Source organism: Nisaea sp., assembly GCF_034670185.1.
GTDB lineage: Bacteria > Pseudomonadota > Alphaproteobacteria > Thalassobaculales > Thalassobaculaceae > Nisaea.
The window spans coordinates 63307-90076 of record NZ_JAXMNY010000002.1; the positions used below are offsets into that span (position 1 = coordinate 63307).

24 protein-coding genes are annotated in these 26770 nt (G+C 61.7%); 12 read left to right on the forward strand and 12 right to left on the reverse strand.

What is annotated here, in order from left to right:
• Positions 1 to 70: 70 nt before the first annotated feature.
• From VOI22_RS09875 to VOI22_RS09895, 5 genes are all read right to left on the reverse strand, one after another.
• Positions 71 to 1150 carry an ABC transporter ATP-binding protein gene (locus tag VOI22_RS09875; protein WP_416366247.1) on the reverse strand — a complete coding sequence of 360 codons (1080 nt, stop codon included), beginning with the start codon at positions 1148 to 1150 and terminating at the stop codon, positions 71 to 73.
• Between the two features lie 19 nt (positions 1151 to 1169).
• Complete coding sequence (locus VOI22_RS09880; RefSeq protein ID WP_323796356.1) at positions 1170 to 2150, reverse strand: ABC transporter ATP-binding protein; 981 nt, start codon at positions 2148 to 2150, stop codon at positions 1170 to 1172.
• Positions 2150 to 3100 carry an ABC transporter permease gene (locus VOI22_RS09885; RefSeq protein ID WP_323796357.1) on the reverse strand — a complete coding sequence of 317 codons (951 nt, stop codon included), beginning with the start codon at positions 3098 to 3100 and terminating at the stop codon, positions 2150 to 2152. Before VOI22_RS09885 ends, VOI22_RS09880 begins: the two co-directional genes overlap by 1 nt.
• Before the next feature lie 10 nt (positions 3101 to 3110).
• Positions 3111 to 4097, reverse strand: a complete 987-nt coding sequence (locus VOI22_RS09890; protein WP_323796358.1) for an ABC transporter permease — start codon at positions 4095 to 4097, stop codon at positions 3111 to 3113.
• 88 nt (positions 4098 to 4185) lie between these two features.
• Entirely contained in the window at positions 4186 to 5769 is a 1584-nt protein-coding gene (locus VOI22_RS09895; RefSeq protein WP_028466857.1) for an ABC transporter substrate-binding protein, read from the reverse strand.
• Positions 5770 to 6136: 367 nt separating this feature from the next.
• On the opposite strand from VOI22_RS09895, the gene VOI22_RS09900 reads away from it, so the two are divergent.
• The 7 genes from VOI22_RS09900 (at position 6137) to VOI22_RS09930 (ending at position 15704) form a co-directional block, all read left to right on the forward strand.
• Positions 6137 to 7525 (forward strand): aspartate aminotransferase family protein, encoded by a 1389-nt coding sequence (locus VOI22_RS09900; RefSeq protein ID WP_323796359.1) that lies wholly within the window; start codon positions 6137 to 6139, stop codon positions 7523 to 7525.
• 269 nt (positions 7526 to 7794) lie between these two features.
• Positions 7795 to 9735 (forward strand): hypothetical protein, encoded by a 1941-nt coding sequence (locus tag VOI22_RS09905; RefSeq protein ID WP_323796360.1) that lies wholly within the window; start codon positions 7795 to 7797, stop codon positions 9733 to 9735.
• A 14-nt stretch (positions 9736 to 9749) separates the two neighbouring features.
• Positions 9750 to 10298, forward strand: coding sequence for a hypothetical protein (locus tag VOI22_RS09910; RefSeq protein WP_323796361.1), 549 nt, complete (start codon positions 9750 to 9752; stop codon positions 10296 to 10298).
• Between the two features lie 163 nt (positions 10299 to 10461).
• Positions 10462 to 11733 (forward strand): sarcosine oxidase subunit beta family protein, encoded by a 1272-nt coding sequence (locus tag VOI22_RS09915; protein WP_323797016.1) that lies wholly within the window; start codon positions 10462 to 10464, stop codon positions 11731 to 11733.
• 11 nt (positions 11734 to 11744) lie between these two features.
• Positions 11745 to 12101 carry a sarcosine oxidase subunit delta gene (locus VOI22_RS09920; RefSeq protein ID WP_323796362.1) on the forward strand — a complete coding sequence of 119 codons (357 nt, stop codon included), beginning with the start codon at positions 11745 to 11747 and terminating at the stop codon, positions 12099 to 12101.
• On the forward strand, positions 12098 to 15109 hold the full coding sequence (locus VOI22_RS09925) for a sarcosine oxidase subunit alpha (RefSeq protein WP_323796363.1): 3012 nt from the start codon (positions 12098 to 12100) through the stop codon (positions 15107 to 15109). The genes VOI22_RS09920 and VOI22_RS09925 overlap by 4 nt, the downstream gene beginning before the upstream one ends.
• Positions 15102 to 15704, forward strand: a complete 603-nt coding sequence (locus VOI22_RS09930) for a sarcosine oxidase subunit gamma (RefSeq protein ID WP_323796364.1) — start codon at positions 15102 to 15104, stop codon at positions 15702 to 15704. The genes VOI22_RS09925 and VOI22_RS09930 overlap by 8 nt, the downstream gene beginning before the upstream one ends.
• A 45-nt stretch (positions 15705 to 15749) precedes the next feature.
• On the opposite strand, the gene VOI22_RS09935 is transcribed toward VOI22_RS09930, so the two are convergent.
• Positions 15750 to 16514, reverse strand: coding sequence for an SDR family NAD(P)-dependent oxidoreductase (locus tag VOI22_RS09935; protein ID WP_323796365.1), 765 nt, complete (start codon positions 16512 to 16514; stop codon positions 15750 to 15752).
• Positions 16515 to 16663: 149 nt separating this feature from the next.
• On the opposite strand from VOI22_RS09935, the gene VOI22_RS09940 reads away from it, so the two are divergent.
• Both VOI22_RS09940 and VOI22_RS09945 read left to right on the forward strand, forming a co-directional pair.
• Positions 16664 to 17587 carry an AraC family transcriptional regulator gene (locus VOI22_RS09940; protein ID WP_323796366.1) on the forward strand — a complete coding sequence of 308 codons (924 nt, stop codon included), beginning with the start codon at positions 16664 to 16666 and terminating at the stop codon, positions 17585 to 17587.
• 19 nt (positions 17588 to 17606) lie between these two features.
• A complete protein-coding gene (locus VOI22_RS09945; protein ID WP_323796367.1) occupies positions 17607 to 18377 on the forward strand; it encodes a metallophosphoesterase family protein in 771 nt (256 codons plus the stop codon).
• Here VOI22_RS09945 and gstA read toward each other — a convergent pair whose 3' ends face one another.
• Positions 18378 to 18998, reverse strand: a complete 621-nt coding sequence (gstA, locus tag VOI22_RS09950) for a glutathione transferase GstA (RefSeq protein WP_323796368.1) — start codon at positions 18996 to 18998, stop codon at positions 18378 to 18380. It abuts the gene before it with no gap.
• 93 nt (positions 18999 to 19091) lie between these two features.
• Entirely contained in the window at positions 19092 to 20168 is a 1077-nt protein-coding gene (locus VOI22_RS09955) for a nitronate monooxygenase (RefSeq protein ID WP_323796369.1), read from the reverse strand.
• Positions 20169 to 20299: 131 nt separating this feature from the next.
• Between VOI22_RS09955 and VOI22_RS09960 the strand changes: the two genes are divergently transcribed.
• The gene (locus VOI22_RS09960; protein ID WP_323796370.1) at positions 20300 to 20659 is read left to right on the forward strand and encodes a helix-turn-helix domain-containing protein; all 360 of its coding nucleotides are present in this window, start codon (positions 20300 to 20302) and stop codon (positions 20657 to 20659) included.
• A 55-nt stretch (positions 20660 to 20714) separates the two neighbouring features.
• Here the strand turns inward: VOI22_RS09960 and VOI22_RS09965 are convergent, their stop codons facing one another.
• The gene (locus VOI22_RS09965; RefSeq protein ID WP_323796371.1) at positions 20715 to 21494 is read right to left on the reverse strand and encodes a potassium channel family protein; all 780 of its coding nucleotides are present in this window, start codon (positions 21492 to 21494) and stop codon (positions 20715 to 20717) included.
• Between the two features lie 214 nt (positions 21495 to 21708).
• On the opposite strand from VOI22_RS09965, the gene VOI22_RS09970 reads away from it, so the two are divergent.
• Positions 21709 to 22854: an alanine racemase gene (locus VOI22_RS09970; RefSeq protein ID WP_323796372.1), complete on the forward strand. Its 1146-nt coding sequence runs from the start codon at positions 21709 to 21711 to the stop codon at positions 22852 to 22854.
• Positions 22855 to 22878: 24 nt separating this feature from the next.
• Here the strand turns inward: VOI22_RS09970 and VOI22_RS09975 are convergent, their stop codons facing one another.
• A complete protein-coding gene (locus tag VOI22_RS09975) occupies positions 22879 to 24474 on the reverse strand; it encodes a trimethylamine methyltransferase family protein (protein ID WP_323796373.1) in 1596 nt (531 codons plus the stop codon).
• Between the two features lie 298 nt (positions 24475 to 24772).
• Between VOI22_RS09975 and VOI22_RS09980 the strand changes: the two genes are divergently transcribed.
• Positions 24773 to 25597 (forward strand): hypothetical protein, encoded by an 825-nt coding sequence (locus VOI22_RS09980; protein ID WP_323796374.1) that lies wholly within the window; start codon positions 24773 to 24775, stop codon positions 25595 to 25597.
• Positions 25598 to 25671: 74 nt separating this feature from the next.
• On the opposite strand, the gene VOI22_RS09985 is transcribed toward VOI22_RS09980, so the two are convergent.
• The gene (locus tag VOI22_RS09985; RefSeq protein WP_323796375.1) at positions 25672 to 26097 is read right to left on the reverse strand and encodes a hypothetical protein; all 426 of its coding nucleotides are present in this window, start codon (positions 26095 to 26097) and stop codon (positions 25672 to 25674) included.
• Between the two features lie 166 nt (positions 26098 to 26263).
• On the reverse strand, positions 26264 to 26770 hold the full coding sequence (locus VOI22_RS09990; RefSeq protein ID WP_323796376.1) for an isoprenylcysteine carboxyl methyltransferase family protein: 507 nt from the start codon (positions 26768 to 26770) through the stop codon (positions 26264 to 26266).

Sequence of the window (26770 nt, forward strand, 5' to 3'; positions counted from 1 at the left end):
GGGAACGCACCCCGGGGCCTTTATTCTTCAAAGCACAGTATCTGTGCCTCTTGGTCTGTGTGATTGAGCTCTAAGCTTCCAACCCTTCCGGGATCGCCGGCTTGCTGATGATCGGTGCGTCCGGAATGCGGCCTTCCTCGATGCCGTGACAGGCGACGAGTGCACCGTCTCCGGTCGGCCTCGGATCCGGGCGTTCGCTTCTGCAACGATCATTCGCGAAGGGGCAACGCGGATGAAAGGCGCAACCGTCCGGCGGATTGATCGGGTTCGGGACTTCGCCAGCCACCGGCATCCGCTCACGACCGGACATTTCAAGATCCGGGATCGTATCCAGCAGCAACCGCGTATAGGGATGGCGTGGTTTGCTGAACAGGAGGTCAGTCGGCGCAACCTCGGCCAGACGGCCAAGATACATGACGCCGACGCGGTCGGAGACATGACAGACCACCGCGAGGTTGTGGCTGATGAACAGATAGGTCAGCCCCAGTTCCTTCTGCAGATCCCGCATCAGGTTCAGGATCTGGGCCTGCACAGACACGTCGAGCGCCGAGGTCGGCTCGTCGCAGACCAGGAAATCCGGCTCGCTCGCGAGGGCGCGTGCAATCGAGAGCCTCTGGCGCTGACCGCCGGAGAACTCATGCGGATATTTGTCACCATCCGCCGGCGCCAGGCCGACCTGTGTCAACAACCGCCCGACCCGCTCCAGCACCTCGTCCGGACTGTCCGCCAGATCGAAAGCGCGGATCGGCTCGGCAATGATATCCCTGACTTTCCAGCGCGGATTGAGGCTGGCATAGGGATCCTGGAAAATCATCTGCAGGCGGCGGCGGATCGGCGCCATCTCCTTGCGGGAGCGACCTGCGATATCCATGCCCTCGAACTCGATGGAACCGCTGCTCGGCCCATGCAGGCCAACGATCAGTTTCGCCACCGTGGACTTGCCGCAGCCGGATTCTCCGACAAGGCTGAAGGTCTCACCCGGTTTGATAGCGAAATCAATGCCATCCACGGCCTTCAGGATCTGCTTCGGTGCCCCTTCGAGGACACGGTTCAGCCATGGAGCTGAAACGTCGAAGTAACGCTTCAGGCCCTTCACCTCGAGGATCGTTTCGAAAGGCACCTTCGCCTCGGCCTTTTCCCTGGCGATCATCTTATCAGACGTCATCGCATCAGACATGGGCCGCCTCCTTGTCATAGAGCCAGCAAGCCACCTCGGTTCCGTCCACATCAATCGTGTTCGGCCGCTCCTTGAAGCAGCGATCGAACGACTTCGGGCAACGCGGATTGAAAGCACAGCCGGTCGGAATGTTAGTCAGACGCGGCATGGAGCCTTCGATCTGCTGCAGTTTTTCGCCGGTATGGCCGATCATCGGAATCGAGCCCATCAGACCTTCGGTATAGGGATGCTTGGCCTGCTTCACAACCTGACGCACAGGACCGACCTCGGCGATGCGACCGGCATACATGACGGCCACGCGGTCGGCGGTTTCGGCGATAACGCCCATATCGTGGGTCACCAACATGACCGCTGTGCCATGATCCCGGCACAGCTTCTTCAAGAGCGCGATGATCTGCGCCTGGATCGAGACGTCGAGCGCCGTTGTCGGCTCATCCGCCACCACCAGCTTCGGATTGACGCACAGGGCGAGCGCGATGACGACGCGCTGGCGCATACCGCCGGAGAACTGGTGCGGATACTGATCGACCCGCTTCTCCGGTGCCGGGATGCCGACCTCCGTCAGCAATTCGATGGCACGTTCCCGGGCTTTCGTCGGCGTCATGTCCGTATGGGTCATGATCGTCTCGGTAAGCTGGCGACCAACCGTGTAGAGCGGGTTGAGGCTGGTCAGTGGATCCTGGAAAATCGCACCGATTTCGCGGCCGCGGATCTTCCGCATTTCCTCGTATCCGAGGTTGTCGATCCGGCGACCGTTCATGATGATCTCGCCACCGGCGACGCGCCCTGGCGGCTCCAGCAGGCCGATGATGGCCGCTCCGGTGAGGGATTTACCGGCGCCGGATTCCCCGACCACGCCGAGCACTTCGCCTTCGTCAATGTGGAAAGACACATCGTCGATGGCCGTCAGCAAGCCTCTCCGCGTCGGAAACTCGATACGGAGGTTTTTGACTTCAAGAAGATGTTTCGACATCAGCGCAGCTTCGGGTTGAGGGCGTCACGGAGCCAATCCCCGAGGAGATTGACGGCGAGCACGAGGACCGCCAGCGTCATTCCCGGGAAGATCGAGATCCACCAGAGGCCAGAGAACAGGAAATCGTTACCGATCTGGATCAGGGTGCCAAGCGACGGCTCGGTCGGCGGCATGCCGACGCCGAGGAAGGACAGGGTCGCTTCTGTCAGGATGGCGAAGGCAAGACCCAGCGTTGCAATAACCAGCACCGGCCCCATCACGTTCGGCAGCACGTGCCTGATCATGATCAGGATCGGATGCAGGCCGATAATCCGCGCCGCCTGAACATATTCCTTGTTCCGCTCGACCAGGGTCGAGCCGCGCACCGTACGGGCATACTGCACCCAGTTGGAAATGCCGATGGAGAGCACCAGCACCGGAATGATCATCGCGTCATGCTGTTCCCGGTCCAGAATGCCACGCATGATGCCGTCGATCAGCAAGGCGATCAGGATGGTCGGGAAGGAAAGCTGGATATCCGCGATCCGCATGATGACGGCATCGACCTTGCCGCCGATATAGCCGGCAACGAGACCAGCCGAAATCCCGATGACCGCTGACAGCACGACACTGGCGAAACCGACCAGCAGCGAGATCCGCATGCCGTACAGGATGGTCGAGTAGATATCGCGGCCGAGATTGTCCGTTCCGAGAAGGAACCGGGCCTCGCCATCTTCGGTCCAGGCCGGTGGCAACTCTGAATCCATCAGGTCGATGGAGGCCAGATCGAAGGGATTGTGCGGCGCTATGACCCCGGCGAACACCGCCGACAGGATCATCAGCAGTGTGACCACCGCCGCCGCCACGGTAAGAGGAGAATTCCGGAAGCTGTAGCAGAGCTCGTGATCCCAGATCCGGTAGAGCAGACTTGGCTTCGCGGAGGCGAGTTTGGGTGAGGTTGTATCAGTCATCTGCCGGCCCTCAGTGTCCGCCGCCGTGGCCTTCGACGCGCAAGCGCGGATCCACGACGTAATAGAGAATATCGACGACCAGGTTCAAAACGACAAAGAGGAACGAAATCATCACCAGGTAGGCGGACATGACGGGCAGATCCACTTCCTGGATCGACTGCAGGAACAGACGTCCCATCCCCGGCCACTGGAACACGCTCTCAGTGATGATCGCGAAGGCGATCAGGTTGCCGAGCAGCAGGCCGGTCACTGTAATCACCGGCACCAGCGTGTTTTTCAGGGCATGGCCGAAATTGACAGCCCGGTTGGTCAGCCCCCGGGCGCGTGCGAACTTGATGTAGTCCGTGCGCAGCACTTCCAGCATCTCGGCCCGTATCAGGCGCATGATCAGGGTCAGGGTGAACAGGCCGAGCGTCAGGGCCGGCAGGATGATCGCCTTGAGGCCGCTGGCCGTCAGCAAGCCGGTGGTCCAGCCGCCCGGCAGCGTTACGACATCGCCTCGCCCAAAGGACGGCAGCCAGCCGAGCACCACCGCGAAGAGATAGATGAACAGAATACCGATCAGGAAGGTCGGTACCGAAATCCCGATCAGTGACAGGGTCAGCATCGCCTTGCTGCTCCATCGATTCCGGTAGAGCCCAGTATAGACACCCGCTGGAAGCGCCAGTGCGAAGGCGATTACGGCGGAAACCATGCTGAGCTCGATGGTAGCGGGCATCCGCTCCAGCAGCAGGTCTGTCACAGGCGACTTGTGCTGGTATGACAAACCAAATTCGAGCTGCGCCGCGTTCACGACGAACTTCCCGAAACGAATGATCAACGGATCATTCAGGCCGAGCCGTTCGCGCAGGGCTTCGCGCTCAGCGACCGGAGTGTCGACCCCGACCATCTGGTTCACGGGATCCCCGAGGAACTGGAACATGAAAAAGGCAACGAGGCCGACCACGAGCATCACAATGATGGACTGGGCCAGCCGACGAAGAATGAATGCGGCCATGAACGGTCACGCTTTCCGGCAGGTTAGCAAATCTCTCAAAAAGGCAAGGGCCGGTCACAAGACCGGCCCACACCCATTCGCCCGTGAATTACTTCACGTTGACGTAGTAGAAGCGGAACTGGTTGTCAGCACGCTGCTTCAGCTCGATGTTGTCGCGCTTACCCCAGGCGAGAGCCTGCTGGTGAAGCGGGATCGTGGCAACTTCAGACGTGGAGATCTTGAAAGCTTCCTCGATCATCGCGTCGCGCTTTGCCTTGTCCGTTTCGACACCGATCATGTCGGTCAACTCGTCGACACGTGCATTGCTGTAGCCAGAATAGTTATACGGGCCACGGCCTTCCGCCGGTGTCGGCGTGTTCAGAAGATTGAACAGCACGTTCCAGGAATCGAAGCTGCCCGGGGTCCAGCCGAGGAGGCCGAACGCGTAGTCGCTGCCGCCCTTCGGGTTGATCGCAGCGAAATACTTCGCTTTCGGCTGCGCAACCAGAGAGGACTTGATGCCGACCTTGGCAAGCATCGAGACGATGGCCTGACAGATCTGCTCGTCGTTGACATAGCGATCGTTCGGGCAATCCATCCGGGTTTCGAACCCGTCCGGATAACCGGCCTCGGCCAGCAGAGCCTTGGCTTTGTTCCGATCGTACGGCAGACGCTGGAAGCCTTCGGACTTATCGAACAGCTTCGGAGAAATCATGATCGCGGACGGATCGGACAGACCGCGCATGATCTTCTTCTTGATCGCCTCGATATCGATCGCGTGATACATCGCCTGACGGACCTTGAGGTCCTTGAACGGGTTCTTGCCCTTGACGTTGGAATAGAGCAGTTCGTCACGGAACATATCGAAGAACAGGAAGATCGTCCGCAGTTCCGGACCGACGAGCACGCTGGTGCCGTCGTTGCTGTTCACCCGCTTGATGTCCTGCACCGGCACCGGATAGACCATGTCAACTTCGCCGGACAGCAGAGCCGCGACGCGGGTCGCGTCCTGGCCGATCGGCGTCATGATGACTTCGGTCAGGTTGTGCTGCGGCTTGTCCCACCAGTCCTTGAACGGAACCAGAACCGTCTTCACGTCGGTCTGGCGCTCGGTGATCATGAAAGCGCCTGTGCCGTTTTCGTGGTGAGCGGCATAGCTCTCGACACCCGTAGAGGTGTTGGTCGGGGTCGTGGCGCCCTTCTCTTCGGACCACTCCTTGTCCATGATGAACCAGGTATCCCACTCATAATAAATGATGGGATTCGGTTTCTCGGTGATGAAGTCGACCGTGTAATCGTCAACCTTGACGACTTCCTTGATGCCGACGACGCGGCCGCGCAGGTTGGCGTCCTCGTTGTTCGTCCGCTCATAGGAGAAGAGTACGTCGTCCGCGTTGAAGTCGTTCCCGTTGTGGAACTTGACGCCTTTGCGGAGATGGAACCGCCAGCGGGTCGGCTCAAGGTTTTCCCACTTGGTCGCAAGACCCGGCTCGAACTTCAGATCCGCGTCACGACGGACCAGACCCTCATAGATGTTTCCGAGGAAACCGAGGGTGAAGGTCACGTTGTGGGCGTGCGGATCGAGAGATGTAGTGTCTGTCTGGAAACCCCACTTCAAGGTCTTCGCCTCGGCGAGACCTCCGGAAGCGGCAACGACGGCCGCTACCGCAAGGGCGGTGAATGCTTTGCGCATGAAAAGCTCCCCAATGATGCCTCTGTCGCGCCCGATGCAGACCCTTCTATGACTTTCGGAATCTCGATCTGGGCGCGGCCCGGCAGAAACGACTGGCCGGGATTAATGCATAAAACCCCCTCGTCCTGGTGGCGTCAATGACATTGATGTCTGCGGAAGCCTTGGAAAAACAGCGCAGAAACGCACAACGCGAAATAGCACGCCACGCACATTACCTATGCTTCAGTGCAGTGCAACATAGGCAATACAGTTCGCCGATCCTTTTTCTTTCGGGGATCGCGCTCTGGCTTTTCAAGCCCAAATGACGTGATATGTTTGCGGTCAGTCCCCACGGCCTGTTCTGCGCCGTTCCCAAAGGAGAATCGCAATGCCTTTCCAGCCGAATTCACCGGCGGCGCGTGACGTCGCTTATGTGCTGCATCCCTACACGAACTTTGAGGCTCATGAGGAAAAGGGCCCAATGATCATCGAGCGTGGGGAAGGCGTCTATGTCTATGATGATTCCGGAAAGAAATATATCGAGGGCATGGCCGGCCTCTGGTCGACCTCCCTCGGCTTCAATTCAGAGCGCCTGAAACAGGCAGCAATGAAGCAGTTCGATACCCTGCCCTACTATCATACCTTCGCGCACAAGGCGCATCTGCCGAGCATCGATCTGGCCGAGAAGCTCATTTCCAAGATGCCGGTGCCGATGTCCAAGGTGTTCTTCAACAATTCCGGCTCGGAAGCGAACGACACCGCGATCAAGATCATCTGGTATTACAACAACGCCCTCGGCCGGCATCACAAGAAGAAGATCGTCGGTCGTATGAACGGCTATCACGGCATCACTCTCGCCGCGTCGAGCCTGACCGGCCGGGCGATGAACCATCGCGGCTTCGACGTGCCGCTCGCCAACTTCATTCACACGGACGAGCCGCACTACTATTCCAAGTGCAATCCCGGTGAGAGCGAAGAGGATTTCGCCACTCGCTTGGCCGAAAATCTCGAGAACCTGATCATCGAAGAAGGCCCGGACACGGTTGCCGCCTTCTTCGCCGAGCCCGTGATGGGTGCCGGCGGCGTGATTGTTCCGCCAAAGACTTATTTCGAGAAGATCCAGAAGGTCCTCAACAAGTACGACATCCTGCTGGTTGCCGACGAAGTGATCTGCGGTTTTGGCCGAACGGGCAATTACTGGGGCTCCCAGACCTTCGGCATGAAGCCGGACATTCTGGTTTGTGCGAAGGCCCTGTCTTCCAGCTATCTGCCGATCTCCGCGACCGTCATCAACGAGAAGGTCTATGAGCCGGTGAAGAAAGCCAGCGCCGAGCTCGGCGCCTTCGGCCATGGCTACACTTATTCCGGCCACCCGGTCTGCGCCGCCGTTGCCCTTGAGACATTGAAGATCTACGACGAAGAAAACATCATGGAGAAGGCGCAGGGCGTTGCCCCGCACTTCCAGAAGGGGATCCGCTCCTTCTCAGACCATCCTCTGGTTGGCGAAGCCCGCGGCGTCGGTCTGGTCGGCGCCATCCAGGTGATGCAGAACAAGGCCACAAAGAAGCCGTTCGAAGCCTCCGCCGGCGTCGGCCCGATGATCGCCGACCTGGCGACCGAGGAAGGCCTGATGCTGCGCGCCATCGGCGACAGCATCGCCTTCTGCCCGCCATTGGTCATCACCGAGGCTGAGGTCGACGAGATGTTTGACTGCTTCCGGCGCGGCCTCGACCGCGGGCTGGAACATCTGCGCAAGGAAGGTCAGGCCGTCGCCTGATCTGACGCTAGCGTGTAAAAGAAAAGGGTCGGCATGTTTGCCGGCCCTTTTTCTTGTGCGCTTCTTTGAGCTTTCACGCCTCGAGATCCCCCCGGAACCGGCATCTGGTGGCCACGTCATCAACGGTTGAACTCAGGGTCATTAGCGCGGAATGACAGCGCCCCGCCGCGCTTAGCTCGTGGACGCCGTCATCAGCATGCCAACAAGTTGGTATTTCCTGCTGTTTTCGCTTATCTTTTCACCACGCGTTATGCAGTTGGAGTTTCGATATGTCGGCACCGGACAATCCCGACGAGAAGAACGATCCGAAAAAGACTCCGAACGATCAAAAGCCGGAAACCTCCGCCTCCGATAAAAAGGATGCCGCAGAATCCAGTGTAGTGGCGTCCGATGCGAAGGATCCGGCCTCCTCTAAAAAAGATCCGGCCTCCCCGAAAAAAGACAGCGCGACGAACGCCAAAAGCGCCTCGGCTCAATCTGGCAAAAAACCTGATCTTTCCGCCAAGAGAGATACTGAAGCCAATCAGGCTGAAACGGCCGCCAAACCGCCGCACCGGCGCAGGCGCCTGGGCATGGCGATTGCCGCTGGTCTCGCAATTATCCTGCTCGGCGGCCCGGCTCTGTTCGCATTTTGCCTGTCGCAATCGTCACAGACCTTCGAAGCCGCTATCGCACCGACCGGCGGCCCGGTCGCCTGCCCGGTGGTCGCCGGACATTTCGATGACTGCTATCTCTCTGAAGAAATCACGGTATCCGCTCCCGCTGCGGCGGCTAAGTCGGGCATGGAGGCATTCTGCTGCGACTTTGCCGTCGAGCGATCTTTGATAATCAAGGCCGAGTACACTGATGCGTCCGGCACCCTGCCAAAGACCCTGAATGCGGACGGAAACAGCCTGTCTCTCGACGATGGCGCCCGTATCACAGGAAACCCCGTTCTGCTGAGCGGCACCTCACCCCCGCAGCGTTCCCTTCATCTATCCGCCGTGCCGGAGTTTTCCGTGCCGCTGCTGGAGCAGGCCGAAACATTCCTTGGCCGCCCCACCGGCGTTCCCATTGAGCGGCTGATCGCCGCTATCGCCCCGAGCGCAGTGGAAAAACATGTCATCCAGAAAGACGTTCCTCTGACCGAGGGCGGAACCATGGTGCGCATTTCCACCGGCACGCCCGAATTTCAACAGATCAGCATCCGCGCACGGACATCCGGCACCCTGCTTTTCAGCGATACGCTTTCCGGTGGCACAAGCGCGGCGGAGATCCTGACTGCCCCAAGCGGACTTCAGCGGGCCGATGACGGATGGCTGATGCGCAGGATCGCATCGGCCGGTCCAAGCGGCTTAGCCGGTATCGGCGCAACCTACGACACCCTGCAACGGCAATCGGTATCGCGCATCACGGCCAGCGACGAGGCGCCGGACGAACTACAGACCGCCGGACGTGCCTGTGTCGCATTCTACAGCGCCATGCGTGAGGATTTCAGTCGCTTCGACGCGGCTGTCGCCACCTATCTGGCGGCTAGGCCGACCGGTCTTCTTACCGCGCTCTCACCGGCTGATCCGCATGGCTGCACCGATAACGGCAACTCCGGGCGGTCCTCAGAGTTGGCGGCGGACTGGCTGGCTCTGAATGCGCCAATGGTCGAACTTGTCATGGTGTCTGCAAGCGAGACGGAAAAAGCATCCGACGCCGGTGAAGCCGGCCAGGAGCTTGTCAAGAAGCTGCTGCTCGACTTTGCTTCCGCGGCCAAGAGCGGCGCCCGTCTTCAGGACATCAAGGCAGCCATCAATGACCCGGTCGCCATCCGCTTTGGCCGCAAGGGAGAAACAACGCCTGGAGCCCGCGATTCCGTATTACGCATGCTGCATCAGCAATGGGCCCATGTCGGGTGCTGGATCTACGCGCCGTCTAATGGTGCAGGCGGGATGGCGATGATGCTGGCGGAGGCGCAATATCCTTATCTTAACCGCATCGTTCTTGGGTTCGACGCCGGGGGACAGGTTGAAAAGGTCGAGGTGGCCGGCGTCACCTTCGACGACATCCTGCGTTTCAAGGCAGCCAATCGCGGCAGAGGATGCCAGGAATTCCTGAACCCCGTCCGGCTTGCCGATTATCGGGACTGGTATGCGGACAATCCAGCTGGTACAGCGACCCCGTCCGACCATGCAGAGCGGCTTTTCCACGAAGGCCTGAAGCGGAAGTTTCGTCTCAACTAACCCTCCGATGACACATGCCAGATGAAGACCACCTCGTCCCGAACCTCGACGGCACGAGACGGGGCGGACTGATCTCCGCCGTCGAGCTTTCGCGCGACGCACCAGCGGTGCGGCCTTCCCTTCACATGCTGGAGCGCTGGGAAAGTTGGACCGGGCCTGGCCTGCCGCCGCGTTCCCATTTTCCGCCCGAGAGCTTCGGTAAACTGATGGGCCGCATTTCCCTGCTGGAACCCGTCAAAGACGGCGCAGACTTCATCTACCGGCTCTACTCAGTCATTGCCGCCAACAAGGGCGGCATGGATTTTACCAACATGCATGTCAGCGACATGCCCTATCCGGACTATGCCGCCGCCCTCATCCGGCAGAACCGGCAATGCCTCTCATCAGGCCGCCCGACCATTCACGAAAACCGCTTCATATGGCGCAATCAGACATACGGCATTTGCTGTGTCCGGCTGCCGATCCGCGACAAAATCGACGGGCATGACATGCTGATGGCGATCGACCTGCACGCCAACCCGGACAAACGACCGGACGCGGCGGATTACATTCCGAATCTCTAAACTCCCGCGCTTGCGGTAAAAGAACCCATCCGGCCTGTTCCAGCGGCGTCACCGCAGGTCGGGCCGGAACAACAGGGGCTGGACAGCTCCGATTACGGTCCGGATCATTCTGGCTATTCTTAGGTTCTATGGGAGCATGGCGATGAAGGGTTCCGCGAACGGCATGCGGGCACTGAGGGGCGGGTCTTCCCGCTACTCGATCTTCGCACTGGCGCGCAACGCGCTGAGCTATCACGAGAACTGGCAAAAGGCCTGGCGTTCGCCGGAGCCGAAGCCCGAGTACGACGTAATCATTGTCGGCGGCGGCGGCCATGGGCTGGCCACGGCCTACTATCTCGCCTCCGTGCACGGCATCAAGAATATCGCTGTGGTCGAAAAGGGCTGGATCGGCGGCGGCAATACCGGCCGGAACACCACTATCATCCGCTCCAACTATCTCTGGGACGAAAGCGCCGGCATCTACGAGCATGCGCTGAAGCTCTGGGAAGGCATGAGCCAGGAGCTGAATTTCAACGTCATGTTCTCCCAGCGCGGCGTGCTGACGCTGGCGCATTCAGAGCATGAGCTGAAGGAAATGCGCCGCCGGGTCGAGGCGATCCGCCTGAACGGCATCGACAGCGAGGTGATGAGCCCGGCCCAGATCAAGCAGCTGGTGCCGATCATCGATACCAATCCCGGCATTCGCTACCCGGTCATGGGCGGCTTCATCCAGCGCCGTGGCGGCACCGCCCGGCACGATGCGGTGGCCTGGGGCTATGCCCGCGCGGCCGACGATCTCGGCGTCGACATCATCCAGAATTGCGAGGTCACCGATATCCTGCGCGACGGCGGCAAGGTTATCGGCATCGCAACAAACCGCGGAACGATCAAGGCGAAGAAGGTCGGCGTTGTCACCGCCGGTCATTCCGGCGTCGTCGCGTCCATGGCCGGTCTGAACCTGCCGATCGACTCCCGCCCGCTACAGGCGCTCGTCTCCGAGCCGATCAAGCCCTGCATCGACACGGTCGTGATGTCGAACGCGGTGCATATGTATATCAGCCAGTCCGACAAGGGCGAGTTGGTCTTCGGCGCCGGTGTCGATGCCTACAATTCCTACAGCCAGCGCGGCAGCTTGCCCACGGTCGAGGGGCTGCTGGCGGCGGCGGTCGAGCTTTACCCCATCGTCTCACGCCTGCGCGTGCTGCGGACCTGGGGCGGTATCGTCGATACCTGCCCGGACGCCTCGCCGATCATCTCGAAAACACCGGTCGATGGGCTCTATTTCAATTGCGGCTGGGGCACCGGCGGCTTCAAGGCGACACCGGGCTCCGGCCATGTCTTTGCCGACCTGATCGCCAAGGACGAGCCGAACGCCATCGCCGCGCCGTTCAGCCTGAAACGGTTCGAAACCGGCTATCTGATCGACGAGCACGGCGCCGCCGGCGTCGCGCACTAGGGAGACGAGACATGCTGCAAATCACCTGCCCCTGGTGCGGCCCGCGTGACGACAATGAGTTCCATTATGGCGGCGAGGCTCACATCCTGCGCCCGCTGACACCAGAAAATCTGAGCGACGGAGAATGGGCCGAATACCTGTTCCTGAAGCAGAACGCCAAGGGTCCGTTCCTGGAGCGCTGGTCGCACAGCGCCGGCTGCCGGCAGTGGTTCAACGTCGTGCGCAACACCGCCACCGACGAGATCATCGAGATCTATCCGATGGGCGCATTGCCGAAGAGTGCTGAGGGCATCAAGGCCTATGAAGGCAACTGGCGGCGCCAGAGCGCGGCCGAGAAGAACGCGAAAGCGGGAGTGTCGGGCACATGAGCGGGCAGTCTTTCCGGATCCGCGACAAGGGGCGCATCGACCGTTCCAAGCCGGTCCGCTTCACCTTCGACGGCAAAAGCTACGAGGGCTATGAGGGCGACACGCTTGCCTCCGCCCTGATCGCCAATGGCGTTCACCTGATCGGCCGCAGCTTCAAGTATCACCGTCCGCGCGGCATCCTCGCCGCCGGCTCGGAAGAGCCGAACGCCCTGATCCAGCTCGGCAGCGGCAACAAGTCGGAGCCGAACCTGCGGGCAACGCAGATCGAGGTCTTCGATGGCATGGAAGCCGCCAGCCAGAATCGCTGGCCGAACCTGAAGTTCGATGTCGGCGCCATCAACTCCGTCTTCCACCGGCTGTTCCCGGCAGGCTTCTACTACAAGACCTTCATGTGGCCGGCTTCTCTGTGGCTCAAATACGAGCATGTCATCCGGCATGCCGCCGGTCTCGGCAAGGCGCCGCCGGATCGCGATCCGGACCGTTATGAGAAGGTCCATGCCCATGCCGACGTGCTGATTGTCGGCGGCGGCCCGGCCGGTCTCGCGGCAGCACTTGCAGCCGGCAAGACCGGTGCCCGGGTAATCCTGGCGGACGAGACGGCGGACTGGGGCGGCTCACTGCTGTCCGAGAGCGACTGCGAAATCGACGGCAAGGAGCCTGCCCGCTGGGTCGAGGAAACCGTCGCCGAGCTGGAAGCGATGCCGGAGGTCACTCTGGTCAAGCGCTGCACCATAACCGGCTATTACGATCACAATTATCTGACCGGCCTGGAGCGGGTCAGCGACCATCTCGGCGCCGCGCCGGAACATACTCCGCGCCAGCGGCTGTGGAAGATCCGGGCGAAACGCGTGGTGCTGGCGACCGGCGCCCTCGAACGGCCGTTGGTCTTCACGGACAATGACCGTCCGGGCGTCATGCTGTCCTCGGCTGTGCGCACATACGTCAACCGGTACGGCGTACTGCCGGGCCGCAAGGCTGTGATCTTCACCAATAACGACGATGCCTACCGCACCGCCCTCGCCCTTGAAGAGGGGCACGGCCGGGTCGCAGCCATCGTCGATGTCCGCAAATCCGTCACCGGCCCGCTGGCCGACGCGGTTCGGGCCAAGGGCATAACCGTCTACGAGAACCACGGCATCGTCTCGGTGCAGGGATCGCAGAAAGTGTCCGGTGTTGAGGTCATGCAGCTCGACGCGGACGGCACAGGCGTCACCGGCACAGCCAAATCGGTCAATTGCGATCTGATCGCCATGTCCGGCGGCTGGAACCCGACGGTCCACCTGTTCTCCCAGTCCAAGGGAAAACTCACCTGGGATACGGAGATGGCGGCGTTCATCCCCGGCACGGCAAGCCAGGCGCTTGCCAGCGCCGGTGCCTGCAACGGCACAATGACTCTCGCAGACAGCCTGAAGGAAGGCGTCAAACTCGGCGCCGAAGCCGCCCGCGAGGCCGGACACAAGGGCCGAGCGCCAGCCGCCCCGAAAGCCACCGAGCCGGAACAGGGCAGCCTGCGGCCGCTCTGGATCGCGCCGGGCAAGGCCAGGCTCGGCCGCAGGGGCAAGCATTTCGTCGATTTCCAGAACGACGTGACCGCCGCCGATGTGCAGCTCGCCGCCCGCGAGGGCTATCGCTCGGTCGAGCATCTGAAGCGCTACACCACCACCGGCATGGGCACGGATCAGGGCAAGACCTCCAACGTCAACGCGCTGGCCATCCTGTCGGACGTGCTCGCCGCCGAGATCCCCTCGGTCGGCACCACCACGTTCCGTCCGCCCTACACGCCTGCCACCATCGGCGCCTATACGGGCCGGAATGTCGGCAAGCTGTTCGAGCCGATCCGGAAAACCCGGATCGACGAATGGGCCCGGGCCAACGGCGCCACGTTCGAGCATGTCGGCCAGTGGATGCGCGCCTGGTATTTCCCGAAGGCGGGCGAGACCTTCCGTCAGTCCATCGACCGCGAGGTCAAGGCCGTGCGCGACGGCTGCGGTATCCTCGACGCCTCGACCCTCGGCAAGATCGATATCCAGGGCCCGGACGCCGCCGAATTCCTCAACCGCATCTACACGAACGCCTGGCTCAAGCTTGATGTCGGCCGCTGCCGCTACGGGCTGATGCTGAAGGAAGACGGCATGGTGATGGATGACGGTGTGACCACCTGCATCGGCGAAAACCACTATCACATGACCACCACAACCGGCGGCGCGGCGAACGTGCTGTCCTGGCTGGAGGAATGGCACCAGACCGAGTGGCCGGACCTGAAGGTCTTCTTCTCCAGTGTGACCGAGCAATGGTCCGTGGTGGCGATCAACGGCCCGAAAAGCCGCGCGGTCATGCAGAAACTCTGCACCGACATCGACTTCTCCGCCGAGACCTTCGGCTTCATGGATATGAAGGAAGGCACCGTTGCGGGTATCCCGGCACGGCTTTTCCGGATTTCCTTCACCGGTGAGCTGTCCTTCGAGATCAATGTCCCGGCTCGCTACGGCCTGGCCCTCTGGGAAGCCCTGATGGAGGCCGGCAAGGAGTTCGACATCACGCCTTACGGCACGGAGACCATGCACGTGCTGCGGGCCGAGAAAGGTTTCATCATCGTCGGTCAGGAAACCGATGGCACGGTGAACCCTCTCGATCTCGGCATGGACTGGATCGTCTCGAAGAAGAAGCCGGACTTCGTCGGCAAGCGCTCCCTTGAGCGTGAGTCGATGGCCTCGGCGGACCGCAAGCAACTGGTCGGTCTGCTAACGGACGATCCGCAGACAGTGCTGCCGGAAGGCGGCCATGTGGTGGAAAAACTGAAGCCAGAGCCGCCGATGGAAATGCTCGGCCATGTCAGCTCGAGCTATTACAGCCCGAATTGCGGCCGCTCCATCGCCATGGCTCTTATCAAGGGCGGTCATGCCCGGCACGGCCAGACCCTGCATGTCCCGCTTGAGGACAAGGTCGTGAAGGTCAGGGTGACCGAACCCCGGTTCTTTGATCTGGAAGGAGAGCGGATCAATGGCTGATCTGGAAACCCTCACCGCCCGCACCGCGCTCGACCCGCTCGACATCGTCATCGGCGGCCCGTCTGATGCCGGGGTCACGCTGACCGAGATCCCGTTCCAGACCAGACTGGTGCTGCGCGGCCTGACGTCGGACAAGAAGTTCACCGCCGCTGCCAAGAAGGTTCTCGGTGTCGAGCCGCCGGCAAAGCCAGGCACCGTCGCCAGATCGAAGACCGCCCGTGTGCTCTGGACCGGCCCGAACGAATGGATGGTCTATAGTGACGATGTTGGCCTCGCCGCCACGCTGACGAAAGCCGTCGCCGGGCTGCATGCCGCCGTCACGGAGGTGACCGAGCATTACACGCTGATCCGGCTCTCCGGCAGGCATGCCCGCGATGTGATGATCAAGGGCTGCGCCATCGACCTGCATCCCCGCGAGTTCGGCCCCGGCCAGTGCGTGCAAAGCCATCTCGGCCGGATCACCGTGCTGTTCGACCAGACCGACGAGACACCGACCTACGACATTCTCGTCCGCGCCAGCTTCGCCGAGTATCTCTGGATGTATCTGGAAGATGCCGGGCTGGAATTCGGCGTCCGGATCGAGCCTCAAGGTTAAGCCCAAAGCGGGCGGAAGCAGTGCTTCCGCCCGTATTCCAGCCACTTAGATTAGCTGACCACCGGACACTTCGATCCGCTGTGCCGTCATCCAGCCGAAATCGCCTGCCAGATAACTGCTGACGGCACCACCAATATCGTCCGGCAGCCCGACCCGGCCGAGCGCGATGGTCGAGGCCATATGGGCATTCATCTCCGCATTATCGCGCACCATACCGCCTCCGAAATCCGTCTCGATGGCGCCCGGCGCAAGCACGTTCACGGTGATCTGCCGTTCCGCCAGCTCTTTCGCCATATACGTTGTCAGCACATCCATCCCGCCCTTCATCGTCGCATAGGCGGCGAAGCCCGGCACGACGAAGCGGGACAGGCCGGACGAGATGTTCAGGATACGGCCGCCATCCGCGATCATCGGGGCGAGCTTTTGCGTAAGGAAGAAAACACCCTTCAGATGCACGTTCAACATGGCATCGAAATCCGCTTCCGTGGTCTCCGCGAAAGGCTTGAAGACGCCGGAGCCGGCATTGTTCACCAGGAAGTCCAACTGCTCCCGCCCCCATGTCTGTTTCAGCGCCGCCGCGAGACGGGAGGCGAAATCGTCGAAGCCGCCAACCTCCGCCGTGTCGAGCTGCAGGGCAACGGCCGTACCGCCCACCTTCCCGATTTCGGCGACGGTCTCATCCGCCGCCGCTCTGTCCGCGCGGTAGGTCAGGATCGTGTCGATGCCCTTGGCGGCAAGGTGGATTGCGCTATTGCGGCCAAGCCCTCGGCTGCCCCCTGTGATCAGGGCGATTTTTCGTTCGGTCGTCATGCTCTGTCTCCGGAAAGTCTGCGATGACCCGGAGGTGGGAACACGGAAGCGTCGCGGCCTGCCGCTTTCTCCGAATGATCTGCCCGATTCTCCAAATTTAACGGTTAGGCGCATTGATCCCGGCGCCGGACTGGCCCACCCTGTAACCGATGCAGAAAGATGCTTCGAAAGATCTCGCCCCCCTGATCACCGCCGTTACGGATTATGCGGACAGGGAGGGTGCCGGCGCCGGGCCGTGGCCGACCGTGATCGACGGCCTGAGCCTGATCCGCAGCCGCCAGCCGACGATACTGGAGCCCTGTTGCTATCAGCCGATCTTCTGTCTGGTTCTACAGGGCGCGAAAAAAGCCTGCTTCGGTGACGCCGTAGTCACATTCAGCGCTGGGCAATCGCTGATCGTCAGCCATGACGTCGTACTGAACAGCCGGATCGTCGAGGCCAGCCCGGCAGCGCCCTACGCTGCCCTGGCTCTTGCGCTGGATACGGCACTGCTGCGTGAGCTGGTGCGGGAGATCCGCACCGAGCCAACATCATCCGACACCAACGGCAGGACAATCGCGGCCGGCCGGACACCGCCCGAGATCGAAGATGCGATGGCTCGCCTGTTCGCCCTGACGGACAGGCCGGAAGCCACCGCCATTCTGGCGCCTCTGATCAAGCGCGAGATCCACTACTGGCTGCTGACGGCGGAACACGGCAGCATGGTCCGCCTGTTAGCCCGCTCGGAAAGTCACGCCAGCCGGATCGCGAAAGCCATCGCGCTGATCCGCCGGGACATCACCGCCCCGCTGAAAGTCGCCGCACTGGCCGACGCTGCCGGGATGAGCCCGTCGTCCTTCCATGCGCATTTCAAATCCATCACCCAGATGGCCCCGCTGCAATTCCAGAAACAGCTCCGGCTGCTGGAAGCGCGCCGGCTGATCTATGGCGGAAAACTCTCCGTCTCGGAGGTCGCCTTCGCCGTCGGTTATGAAAGTCCGACCCAGTTCAGCCGCGACTACAGCCGACGGTTCGGCGTCAGCCCGAGCCGTGACACGGTCCCCGCCACGTCCGCTACAGTCGCAGCCGCATAGATCCGACAGGAGCCCCGCCATGCGTTTCGCCGCCATCGCCGACATCCACGGAAACAGCCTCGCTCTGGAAGCCGTCCTCGCCGACATCAAGGCCGAGGGGATTTCCGACATCGTCAATCTCGGTGACTTTTTCAGCAGCCCGCTGGATGCCGAAGGCACCGCGGAACTGCTGCGCGGCATCGACGCCGTCTCGATCCGCGGTAATCACGATCGCTGGCTCATCGAACGCGCCCCCGAGGATATGGGGACGTCCGACCGCCTCGCCTATGACCAGTTGGCGACGGAAACGCTCGACTGGATCCGGGAGCTTCCGGCAACCATGGTCTGGCGCGACGAAGTCTTCCTCTGTCACGGCACGCCGGAAGACGACAACACCTACTGGCTGGAGCAGGTAACCCCGGACGGAAGGGTTCGCAGCGCGGCGCTCACCGACATCGAAGCGCGTGCGCAAGGCATCACGCAACCGTTGATCCTCTGCGCCCATACCCATCTGCCGCGAACGGTGGCCCTCGCAGACGGGCGCCTGATCGTCAATCCCGGCTCTGTCGGCTGCCCGGCCTATATCGACCTCGAGCCCATACCGCACAAGGTGCAGGCCGGAAAGCCCCACGCCAGCTACGCCATTCTGGAAAAACGGCCGGAGGGCTGGTCCGTCACCCACCGCCACGTCCCCTACGCGCATCTGGACATGGCGACACTTGCCATGGAGCGCGGACGTCCTGATTGGGCGGAAGGTCTCGCCACCGGATGGATCAGTAACGAGACCTTCGCCACGATAGCCGGAGCCTGATCAGGCAGCCTTGCCGATCAGACCCTCAGCCTGCATTGCTGCCTGCACCGACGGACGCTCTGCCATCCGGCCCATATAGGCAGCCAGGTTCTGTCGTTCGCCGAGCCCGAGGCCGGTGGGGTTGGTCCAGTTGGTGACGGTGAAGAGATAAGCGTCCGCAATCGAGAAATCCTTGCCGAGGAAGTATGCCCGCCCGTCGGACAGCACCGCTTCCACGTCATCCAGACGCAGGGCCACCTTCTTGCGCGCGGCGGTTTTCTCACCCTCGGTTGAGTCCTTCTTGAACAGCGGGCCGAACGCCTTGTGCAACTCCGCGGAAACGAAGTTGAGCTGCGATTGCAACCGGGCCCGCTCGATACTGCCTTGCGCCGGGGACAACTCTGTCCTGGTGGAGGTGTCCGCGAGATATTGCAGGATGGCTGCACCTTCGGTCAGCACCTCCCCGTCATCGAGCTGCAGAGCGGGAACGTAGCCCTTGCGGTGCACCTGGTAGAAATCGGCACCTGTTTCGGTTTTATGCGTGGCGCCGTCGACCTTCTCGATATCGACGGTGGCTCCAGTCTCGTGCAGGATGATATGAGACGCGAGGGAACAGGCGCCGGGGATATAATAGAGCTTCATTGTCTTGGTCTCCTCTGGATAAAACCGCCGGATCGGCGCCGCACACTGCGGCAATGGATGAGCCGATCCGACAGCAGGGGTGTCCCGCGGCATTCAGGCGACGCGGACGGAGTCGAGATCGCCGGTCAGATCATCCATCAACGCGATGGCCGAGCGGTGTTTCAGGTTCGGCGCTGACTGGCCAGCATAGAGCGAGACCAGATCGTCCCTCCCCTGCCTGAGCGCGGCGGCCTTGATGGCGCCGAAGAACCAGCTCTGCACCGGGAATGGCGGCAGCGCGCTCTCCCGTTCCGCCATCTCGTTGATCCAGCGATTCCGGATGCCCCGGGCCAGTCGGCCGGTATAGGAGCGGGTAAGAGCCGTATCACGGGCAGCATCGGTGAAGAGCATGTCCCGGTGCGCCTGATTGGTGCCGGATTCGGCGCAGGCAAGAAAGGCGGTGCCGATCTGCGCCGCCCCGGCGCCGAGCGTCAGCGCCGCACGGATACCGCGTCCGTCGACAATACCGCCAGCGGCGATCACGGGCGCCTCGACATGAGATGCGGCGACCTGCGTCAGCGAGAAGGTTCCCGTCAGGCTTTCCTCCGCGGATTTCAGGAAGGAGACCCGATGCCCGCCGGCCTCAAGCCCCGTAGCAACGATCAGATCGACGCCGGCCGCATCCAGCGCTTCCGCCTCGGCCAGCGTGGTCGCCGCGCCCATGGTGCGGATACCGAGTCTGCGGCATTCCTCCAGAACCTTCCCGGATGGAATACCGAAAACGAAACTGAACACCGGAGGACGCGCCTCCAGCAATGCTTCAATCTGGTCCTCGAAGCGGTGGTGGAAACGTTCCGGCGGGGTCGGCTTGGCCAGCCCGAGCTCCTCGAAATAGGGCGCGAAGACCGGATAGAGCCGCTCGAAACCGGCATCGCTCAGATGCTCCCCGCCCGGATCGTGATCCGATACCCAGAGATTGAGTGCGAATGGCTTGGCGGTGGCGCTTGCAAGCTCATGCGTGAGCGCGCCAATTTCCTCCGGTGCGGTGATATGGGCTCCGTAGGAACCAAGCCCGCCCCTGTTAGAGACCGTGGCCGCCAACTCGACGGTCGAAAGGCCGCCGCCGAATGGCCCCTGGATGATCGGGTGCCGGATGCCCAGCCGGGCAACGGCGTCTTGGGTGAACGTCATTCTGCGCTCCTCCTGCTGCGATGACGCTCTTCACCTAGGGCCACTGGTTACTATTGTAAATCAAGTTACATTTGGTAATCTTATTATCCTGTTACGGCTTGGTAACCAGCACACCAAAAGGTAATCCCGCCATGGCCCTGAAGATGCGGAAGAACACGGTCACCCCGCCGCCGGAGGAGTGCCCACTCGGAACCTGCCTCAGTATTATCTCCGGCGCCTGGGCGCCGAACGTCATCTGGTATCTGAGCGAGACCCCGCGCCGCTTCAGCGAGTTGAAGTCGGATATCCCCGGAGTCTCGTCGAAAATGCTGACGGCACGGCTGAAGGACCTGCAGCAGCACGGTGTCATCTCCCGCACGGTCAAGCCAACCTCCCCGCCATCGGTTGAATACGCGCTGACGGATCTCGGTCTGGAACTGGTTCCCGCGATCAACGCCATCATTGAAGTCGGGCACAAACTGAAGAAACGCAAGGAAGTGGCCGCTGCCTAGGCTTACTGCGCGACCGGCGCTTTCAGGATCAATGTCGCCGATCCATTGAAACGGACTAATTGCTGCCTTCTGTTTCAATCTTCAGCGGCTCACCGCAATGCTTGCAGTGAACCGCATCTTCCTCATGCCGGTTCAGACCGCATGACGGGCAGGTATAGGACACCTTCCGCGGCCGAAAAATTGCCTGGGCCAGTTGCAGGAACAGAGCCACGCCGACGATCATGATGACAATCGCAAGCAATCGCCCGGTCGTTCCGGTCAGGACGATATCGCCGAACCCCGTCGTCGTGAGCGCGGACACAGTGAAGTAAAGTGCGGCGATGAAATCCTCGATCCCCGGATTGGCGCCGAACTGCAGCACGAACACCAGCGACGTAACGAAGAACACGAACACACCGAGATTGACCGCGCCGAGGATGACGTCCTCGTTTCGGCGGAAAAACGGGGTTTCGGATCGAAGATCACGCAGCACGTGATAGGAATGCAGCAGCCGAAGCGCCCGGAGAATACGCAGGAATGCGAAGCTCTGGCTGAAGATCGGCGCCAGCAGCAGTGACAGGATCACGAAAACATCCGCGATCGTGTAGATTTGCCGGAGCATGCGAACCTTGTTCGGCGCAATCCAGAGCCGGGCCATGAAATCGCCAAAAATCAGTAACCCGACCGCAACATCGATCAGGAATATCTTGGTCGACGGCGCCATGGGGATCGTGACGATAAAGAAGGCAATCGTGAAAATATCAAAAGCAATGAGCGCGTAGCGGAACAGAACCGCCCTACGGCTCCGACCGGTGTAAAGAAGTTCCAGTTTTTCTTTCAGGTTCGTCTCAGCCATGGATTTGAATTATCGCCCTCATCCGCACGCATTTCCCAGACAGCTCCCGCAAGGCCGGACCCGATGCCATACAAGCCCATATCGGTTTGATTGAAAACAAAACTCCGTAAAGTGCAGAAGCATTCGATTAGTCCCTTCCTCGCCGTTTTATTGATTGAACGGCCCGGCGGCACTAGGCTGCTCCTCCCGCCGACACCAACCCCCGCGAGCCACCATGAAACTCTCCGATCTCCAGACCCCCTGCCTGATCCTCGACAAGAGCCGGGTGGAGCGAAACTGTGCCCGCATGAGCGCGCGTGCCGCTACGCTTGGCGTGGCCCTGCGCCCGCATATGAAGACCGGCAAATCTGCGGAGATCGCGAAGATCGCAACGGCGGGGCAGACTGATCAGACGGGCAAGACCGGCGGCGTCACCGTCTCCACGCTGGCGGAAGCGGAATATCTGTTCGAACACGGTTTTGCCGACATCCTCTATGCCGTCAGCATCCCGCCCTCGAAGCTGGACCGCGCCGCCGCGCTGACGGCCCGGGGCGCGGACCTGAAGATCCTGATCGACAGTGTGGAGGTGGCAGAGGCCATTGCCGCCCATCCGGGCACTCACGCGGTCATGATCGAGGTGGATTGTGGCGAGCACCGCACGGGTGTGGATCATGACAATGATCGCCTGATCGCCATCGCCCGCATTCTCGACAATTCCCCGCGCGCGCGTCTCGCCGGTGTGATGACCCATGCCGGCCATTCCTATCGCGGCCGAACGCCGGAAGACATGCAAGCCGTCGCCAGCGTCGAACGGGACGCGGCCGTCGCGGCGGCGGAGCTGATCCGGGCGGACGGCATCGCCTGCCCGATCGTCAGCGTCGGCTCGACCCCGACCGCGCTCTATGCCGATCACCTCGACGGCGTCACCGAAATGCGCCCCGGCGTCTATACGCTCGGCGATCTGTTCCAGGCCGGCATCGGCTCCCACGGCATCGACGATATCGCGTCATCCGTCGTCGCCAGCGTCATCTCACACAACAAGGCGCGCGGCACCCTGATCCTGGATGCGGGCGGCATCGCCCTCTCCAAGGACCGCTCGACCGAAGCCCTCGGCAAGGACGGCGATAAGGGTTTCGGCCTGCTGGCAGACCTCGAAACCGGCAGACCTCTGCATGGCCTCACCATCCGGGGCACGCATCAGGAGCACGGCGAAGTCCACCTGCCCGACCCGGCGCTGTTTGAGACGCTCCCCATCGGCGCCCGCGTCCGCGTCCTGCCGAATCATGTCTGCATGACGGTTGCCGCTCACGAGATTTACGAAGTGTTCGAGGAAGGCTCGGACGAAATCATCGCCCGCTGGGACCGGCGCAACGGCTGGTAGGCCGCCGCGCCGGCCTCAATCAGATCAGACCATCGAGTCCGGGAACGATGCTTTCCGCTTGGTCATGAATTCGACCAGCGCCTCGTCCACCGCCGGATCGATCTCCGGTGCCTGGTATTCCGCCAGCATGGTCTTCACCCGGTCGCCGGTGCGCTGATAGGCATCGCGAGAGCCTTCGGCGGACCATTGCTCGTAGGTATTGTTGTCGGCGACCTTCGAGCGGAAGAAGGCGTTCTCGAAATTCGCCTGGGTATGGGCGCAGCCGAGGAAATGCTTGCCGGGGCCGACCTCGCGGATCGCGTCCATGGCCTGGCCGTTTTCGGTCAGATCGACGCCGCCAAGCAGGGTCGGCATCATGGCGAGCTGGTCCGCATCCATCAGCAGTTTCTCGTAGGAGGCCACCAGACCGCCTTCAAGCCAGCCGGCCGCGTGCAGCACGAAATTGACGCCGCCCATCACCGTCGGGTTCAGGGTTTGCGCGGACTCGTAGGCCGCCTGCGCGTCCGGAGTCTTGGAGCCGCAGAGCGAGCCGCCGGAGCGGAACGGGACGCCGAGGCGCCGGGCGAGCTGGGCGCAGCCATAGAGCACCATGGCAGGCTCCGGCGTGCCGAAGGTCGGGGCGCCGGACTGCATGGAGATGGAGCTGGCAAAGGAGCCGAAGATCACCGGCGCGCCCGGCCGCACGAGTTGGGCGAAGGCGATCCCGGCCATTGCCTCGGCCAGGGTCTGGGCCAGCGTGCCCGCCACCGTCACCGGCGACATGGCGCCCGCGAGGATGAAAGGCGTCGTAATGCAGGCCTGATTGTTGCGGGCATAGGTCTTCAGCGCGCCGAGCATGGTGCCGTCCCAGACCATCGGCGAGTTGGCGTTGATCAGGCTGGTGCAGACCGTGTTGTTCTCGACGAACTCGGCACCAAACAGGATCTTCGCCATGTCCACCGTATCCTGCGCCCGCTCCGGCGCGGTAACGGAGCCCATGAACGGCTTGTCGCTGTATTTCATGTGGGCATAGACCATGTCGAAATGCCGCTTGTTCACGGGCAGATCGACCGGCTCGCAGACCGTGCCGCCGGAATGGTGCAGCGACGGGAGCATATAGGTCAGCTTCACGAAATTCTGGAAGTCCTCGATGGTCGCATAGCGGCGGCCACCATCCACATCGCTGACGAAAGGCGGGCCGTAGACTGGCGCGAAGATCGTGTTCTTGCCGCCGATCTCGACCGACCGGGCCGGGTTGCGGGCATGCTGCGTGAAGGTGGAGGGTGCCGTCGCGCAGAGTGTGCGGGCAAGACCGCGCGGGATATGCACCCGCGTGCCCTGCACGTCCGCACCGGCATCGCGCCACAGGGCGAGGGCTTCCTCGTCATCCTGAAACTCGATGCCGACCTCTTCCATGATGGTCTCGGCATTGGCCTCGATGATTTCGAGACCTTCCTCGCTGAGGATTTCATACACCGGCACGTTGCGGGTGATGTATGGCGCCTGCACCTGCGTCGATCTGGACCGGGAGGCGCGGCGGGCTTCACGTCCGCCGCCGCTGCGGCCGCGACGGCCACGGGCTTCCCCAGAAGCATCAATACCGTTACCGGCTCCTTCGAGATCCCGAGCTTCAGCGGCCATCTCGTATCCTCCAAAAATTCGTTCGCTGAATTGATATGAGCACGATTGGAAGTGTGAACTTTCAAATGCGCGTCATCTGTTGTCGCCCTTGAGCCAGATTTTGATCTGGCGCAATCCCTTGCTGAGCCTGCGACACAGCCTGCCCCGGCAACCGGCACGGGCTTCCCATCCGCGTGAGCGGTCAAATCGGCAATTGAACCGATGCGCGCCGAGTGAGATGCTTTCCTCAACGCATAAAGCCGGATGTCCCGGCCTTCATGGTTGCGGGACCGACCGGCCAGCTCCGGAGGAAACAGCCATGTTCCGACACATTGCGTCTTTCGCCCTCTGTCTGGGCCTTGCCGCCGGTATCGCCAGCAGCAAAGCCGAGGCCAGCGCGGCCCAGACCAAATTGCCCCAGGTGCTCGGCCTCATCGCCACCAAGCTCCCCGTCCCGCTCAATTGCACGGACGGCACCTGCACCGGATTCTTCTCTGCCTTCTGCCTGCAGGAGCACCGTCCGAAACCGGATGCCGGCCATGTCTATGACGTCGCCGGAGAAGGCGATATCACCATGGTGGTCGTGAAGAAGGACGGCAGCACCGCCGAATTCTCCGCCGCCGGCCTGCTGCATTTCGAAAGCACCGGCGCCTATACCTCGGTCCGGATCTCCATGGGTGCTGAGCGGCTCGCCGCTCTGGATGCGGCCTCGATCTCCCTCAGTGTGCCGCGCCGGGTCTCCCTGCTGCCACGCTCCGAGCCGACCGTCGCCGCCCGTCCCAGCAAAGAGGACCTGGAAACAGCGCTCGGCGAAAAGCGGGTACTGGCGGAAGGCTATTTCGAGAATGGCTCCCCCCGTGCCGACAGCGGCGCGCTGATCTCCCGGATGATCAACCTGCTGCCGGCGGACGGGTATGCAGGGAAAGCCCTCCGGGGCGGCATCTGGGACAAGGCGACTACGCCCGCCAATCTGCGGCAGTTCGCGCCGCAGGGCATCGAGGCCGCCCGTGACGCTTACGCGCGCTGCAAGGCCTATGGCGATCAGGGCTACAACGTCCGCCTGCGCGGCTGCTTGGAAAAGAGCCACGACAAACTGATGCGCAATCTGAACGACAAATACTGGGAAGGCGATGCCGGGTTCTGAGCCCGCTTTCCATACGTCGAAACAGACCACCGCCGCTCCGGGTGGAGGAGCGGCGGTGGTCCTATCACTACGCCTTATTCCGCATCGTCGGAAACGTAGATCACTCCGCGAACGGTCTGACCGCCTTGCGGCAACTGTGCCTTCACAAAACCAACGGACTGGACGGTTCCGCACGAGCCTGAGGACACACGCAACGTCCCCTCGCTCACACTATTTGACGGATCGATCAGCTGTATATTGAAGCTCACCTGCGTGCCGTTGCCCTGACAGAGGCAAACCGTCGCCGTATGCCGGTTTTGTTGAAAATCCGAGAACAGCTCGCGGGTTGCCTCCGCCGATGTCGCCTCGGAAGCCGGGATCACAAACTGCAGTCCCTGGCCCACTCCCTCCGACCCCGAGCATAGAAGCTGTTGCGCATATGCCGTCCGGGGCAATCCACTCACTGCAGCGGCACAAACAGCAGCTACGCCGAACACGTTTGATATGAGTTTTAACGTCATCTCACCCTCCTCTTAATGAGAGGCACAACTATAGCGCGATTATGAATAAGTTTATACTCAAATTTAAGTAACTTCAGGATAAGGGAGATTCTTCAGTAGTGAATCACTCTGCAATTCACCGATCGTCATCCCGGCCGGAAAGCGGGGTGAGGGATTTGGGAATTGCCTACAGCGTGCGCCGTTCTTCAAGAACCGCTTCCTCAACCTTTATCCGATAGGCCAGCAGGGCCAGGTTGGTGGCACCGAACAACACGGCGATGTCCCAGGCGCCGAAGGCGAACGGCAGCAGCGGGATTTCCACCGCGACAAGCAGGTAGTTCGGGTGCCGGAGAAAGCGGTACGGCCCGCGCCGGACCAGTGGCGCGTCCGGCAGGGTGACGATCCGCGTGGTCCAGTATGGCCCGAGGCTGGCGATGATCCAGACGCGGACAACCTGCAGGGCGGCGAAAACAGCGAGCAATGACAGGCTTGGCGCCTTTGCCTCATGCACCAGAAAGAACAGGGCAAGCAGCCAGCTTCCATGCAGCAGGACGAACAGCGGGTAATGCCCGGCACCATGCTCTTGCCCGCCCCGCGCGATCAGACGCGCGAAGTTGCGCCGGGCGTAGACCAGTTCAGCCAGGCGCAACCCCGCCACAACCAGCGCCGTCCATTGCGCCCATCCCAATTCCAT

Bases quoted from the DNA above. Each gene is read 5' to 3' on its own strand.
- VOI22_RS09875 (WP_416366247.1), bottom strand. From the start codon at position 1,150: ATGATCGCCAGGGAAAAGGCCGAGGCGAAGGTGCCTTTCGAAACGATC.
- VOI22_RS09880 (WP_323796356.1), bottom strand. From the start codon at position 2,150: ATGTCGAAACATCTTCTTGAAGTCAAAAACCTCCGTATCGAGTTTCCG.
- VOI22_RS09885 (WP_323796357.1), bottom strand. From the start codon at position 3,100: ATGACTGATACAACCTCACCCAAACTCGCCTCCGCGAAGCCAAGTCTG.
- VOI22_RS09890 (WP_323796358.1), bottom strand. From the start codon at position 4,097: ATGGCCGCATTCATTCTTCGTCGGCTGGCCCAGTCCATCATTGTGATG.
- VOI22_RS09895 (WP_028466857.1), bottom strand. From the start codon at position 5,769: ATGCGCAAAGCATTCACCGCCCTTGCGGTAGCGGCCGTCGTTGCCGCT.
- VOI22_RS09900 (WP_323796359.1), top strand. From the start codon at position 6,137: ATGCCTTTCCAGCCGAATTCACCGGCGGCGCGTGACGTCGCTTATGTG.
- VOI22_RS09905 (WP_323796360.1), top strand. From the start codon at position 7,795: ATGTCGGCACCGGACAATCCCGACGAGAAGAACGATCCGAAAAAGACT.
- VOI22_RS09910 (WP_323796361.1), top strand. From the start codon at position 9,750: ATGCCAGATGAAGACCACCTCGTCCCGAACCTCGACGGCACGAGACGG.
- VOI22_RS09915 (WP_323797016.1), top strand. From the start codon at position 10,462: ATGCGGGCACTGAGGGGCGGGTCTTCCCGCTACTCGATCTTCGCACTG.
- VOI22_RS09920 (WP_323796362.1), top strand. From the start codon at position 11,745: ATGCTGCAAATCACCTGCCCCTGGTGCGGCCCGCGTGACGACAATGAG.
- VOI22_RS09925 (WP_323796363.1), top strand. From the start codon at position 12,098: ATGAGCGGGCAGTCTTTCCGGATCCGCGACAAGGGGCGCATCGACCGT.
- VOI22_RS09930 (WP_323796364.1), top strand. From the start codon at position 15,102: ATGGCTGATCTGGAAACCCTCACCGCCCGCACCGCGCTCGACCCGCTC.
- VOI22_RS09935 (WP_323796365.1), bottom strand. From the start codon at position 16,514: ATGACGACCGAACGAAAAATCGCCCTGATCACAGGGGGCAGCCGAGGG.
- VOI22_RS09940 (WP_323796366.1), top strand. From the start codon at position 16,664: ATGCAGAAAGATGCTTCGAAAGATCTCGCCCCCCTGATCACCGCCGTT.
- VOI22_RS09945 (WP_323796367.1), top strand. From the start codon at position 17,607: ATGCGTTTCGCCGCCATCGCCGACATCCACGGAAACAGCCTCGCTCTG.
- gstA (WP_323796368.1), bottom strand. From the start codon at position 18,998: ATGAAGCTCTATTATATCCCCGGCGCCTGTTCCCTCGCGTCTCATATC.
- VOI22_RS09955 (WP_323796369.1), bottom strand. From the start codon at position 20,168: ATGACGTTCACCCAAGACGCCGTTGCCCGGCTGGGCATCCGGCACCCG.
- VOI22_RS09960 (WP_323796370.1), top strand. From the start codon at position 20,300: ATGGCCCTGAAGATGCGGAAGAACACGGTCACCCCGCCGCCGGAGGAG.
- VOI22_RS09965 (WP_323796371.1), bottom strand. From the start codon at position 21,494: ATGGCTGAGACGAACCTGAAAGAAAAACTGGAACTTCTTTACACCGGT.
- VOI22_RS09970 (WP_323796372.1), top strand. From the start codon at position 21,709: ATGAAACTCTCCGATCTCCAGACCCCCTGCCTGATCCTCGACAAGAGC.
- VOI22_RS09975 (WP_323796373.1), bottom strand. From the start codon at position 24,474: ATGGCCGCTGAAGCTCGGGATCTCGAAGGAGCCGGTAACGGTATTGAT.
- VOI22_RS09980 (WP_323796374.1), top strand. From the start codon at position 24,773: ATGTTCCGACACATTGCGTCTTTCGCCCTCTGTCTGGGCCTTGCCGCC.
- VOI22_RS09985 (WP_323796375.1), bottom strand. From the start codon at position 26,097: ATGACGTTAAAACTCATATCAAACGTGTTCGGCGTAGCTGCTGTTTGT.
- VOI22_RS09990 (WP_323796376.1), bottom strand. From the start codon at position 26,770: ATGGAATTGGGATGGGCGCAATGGACGGCGCTGGTTGTGGCGGGGTTG.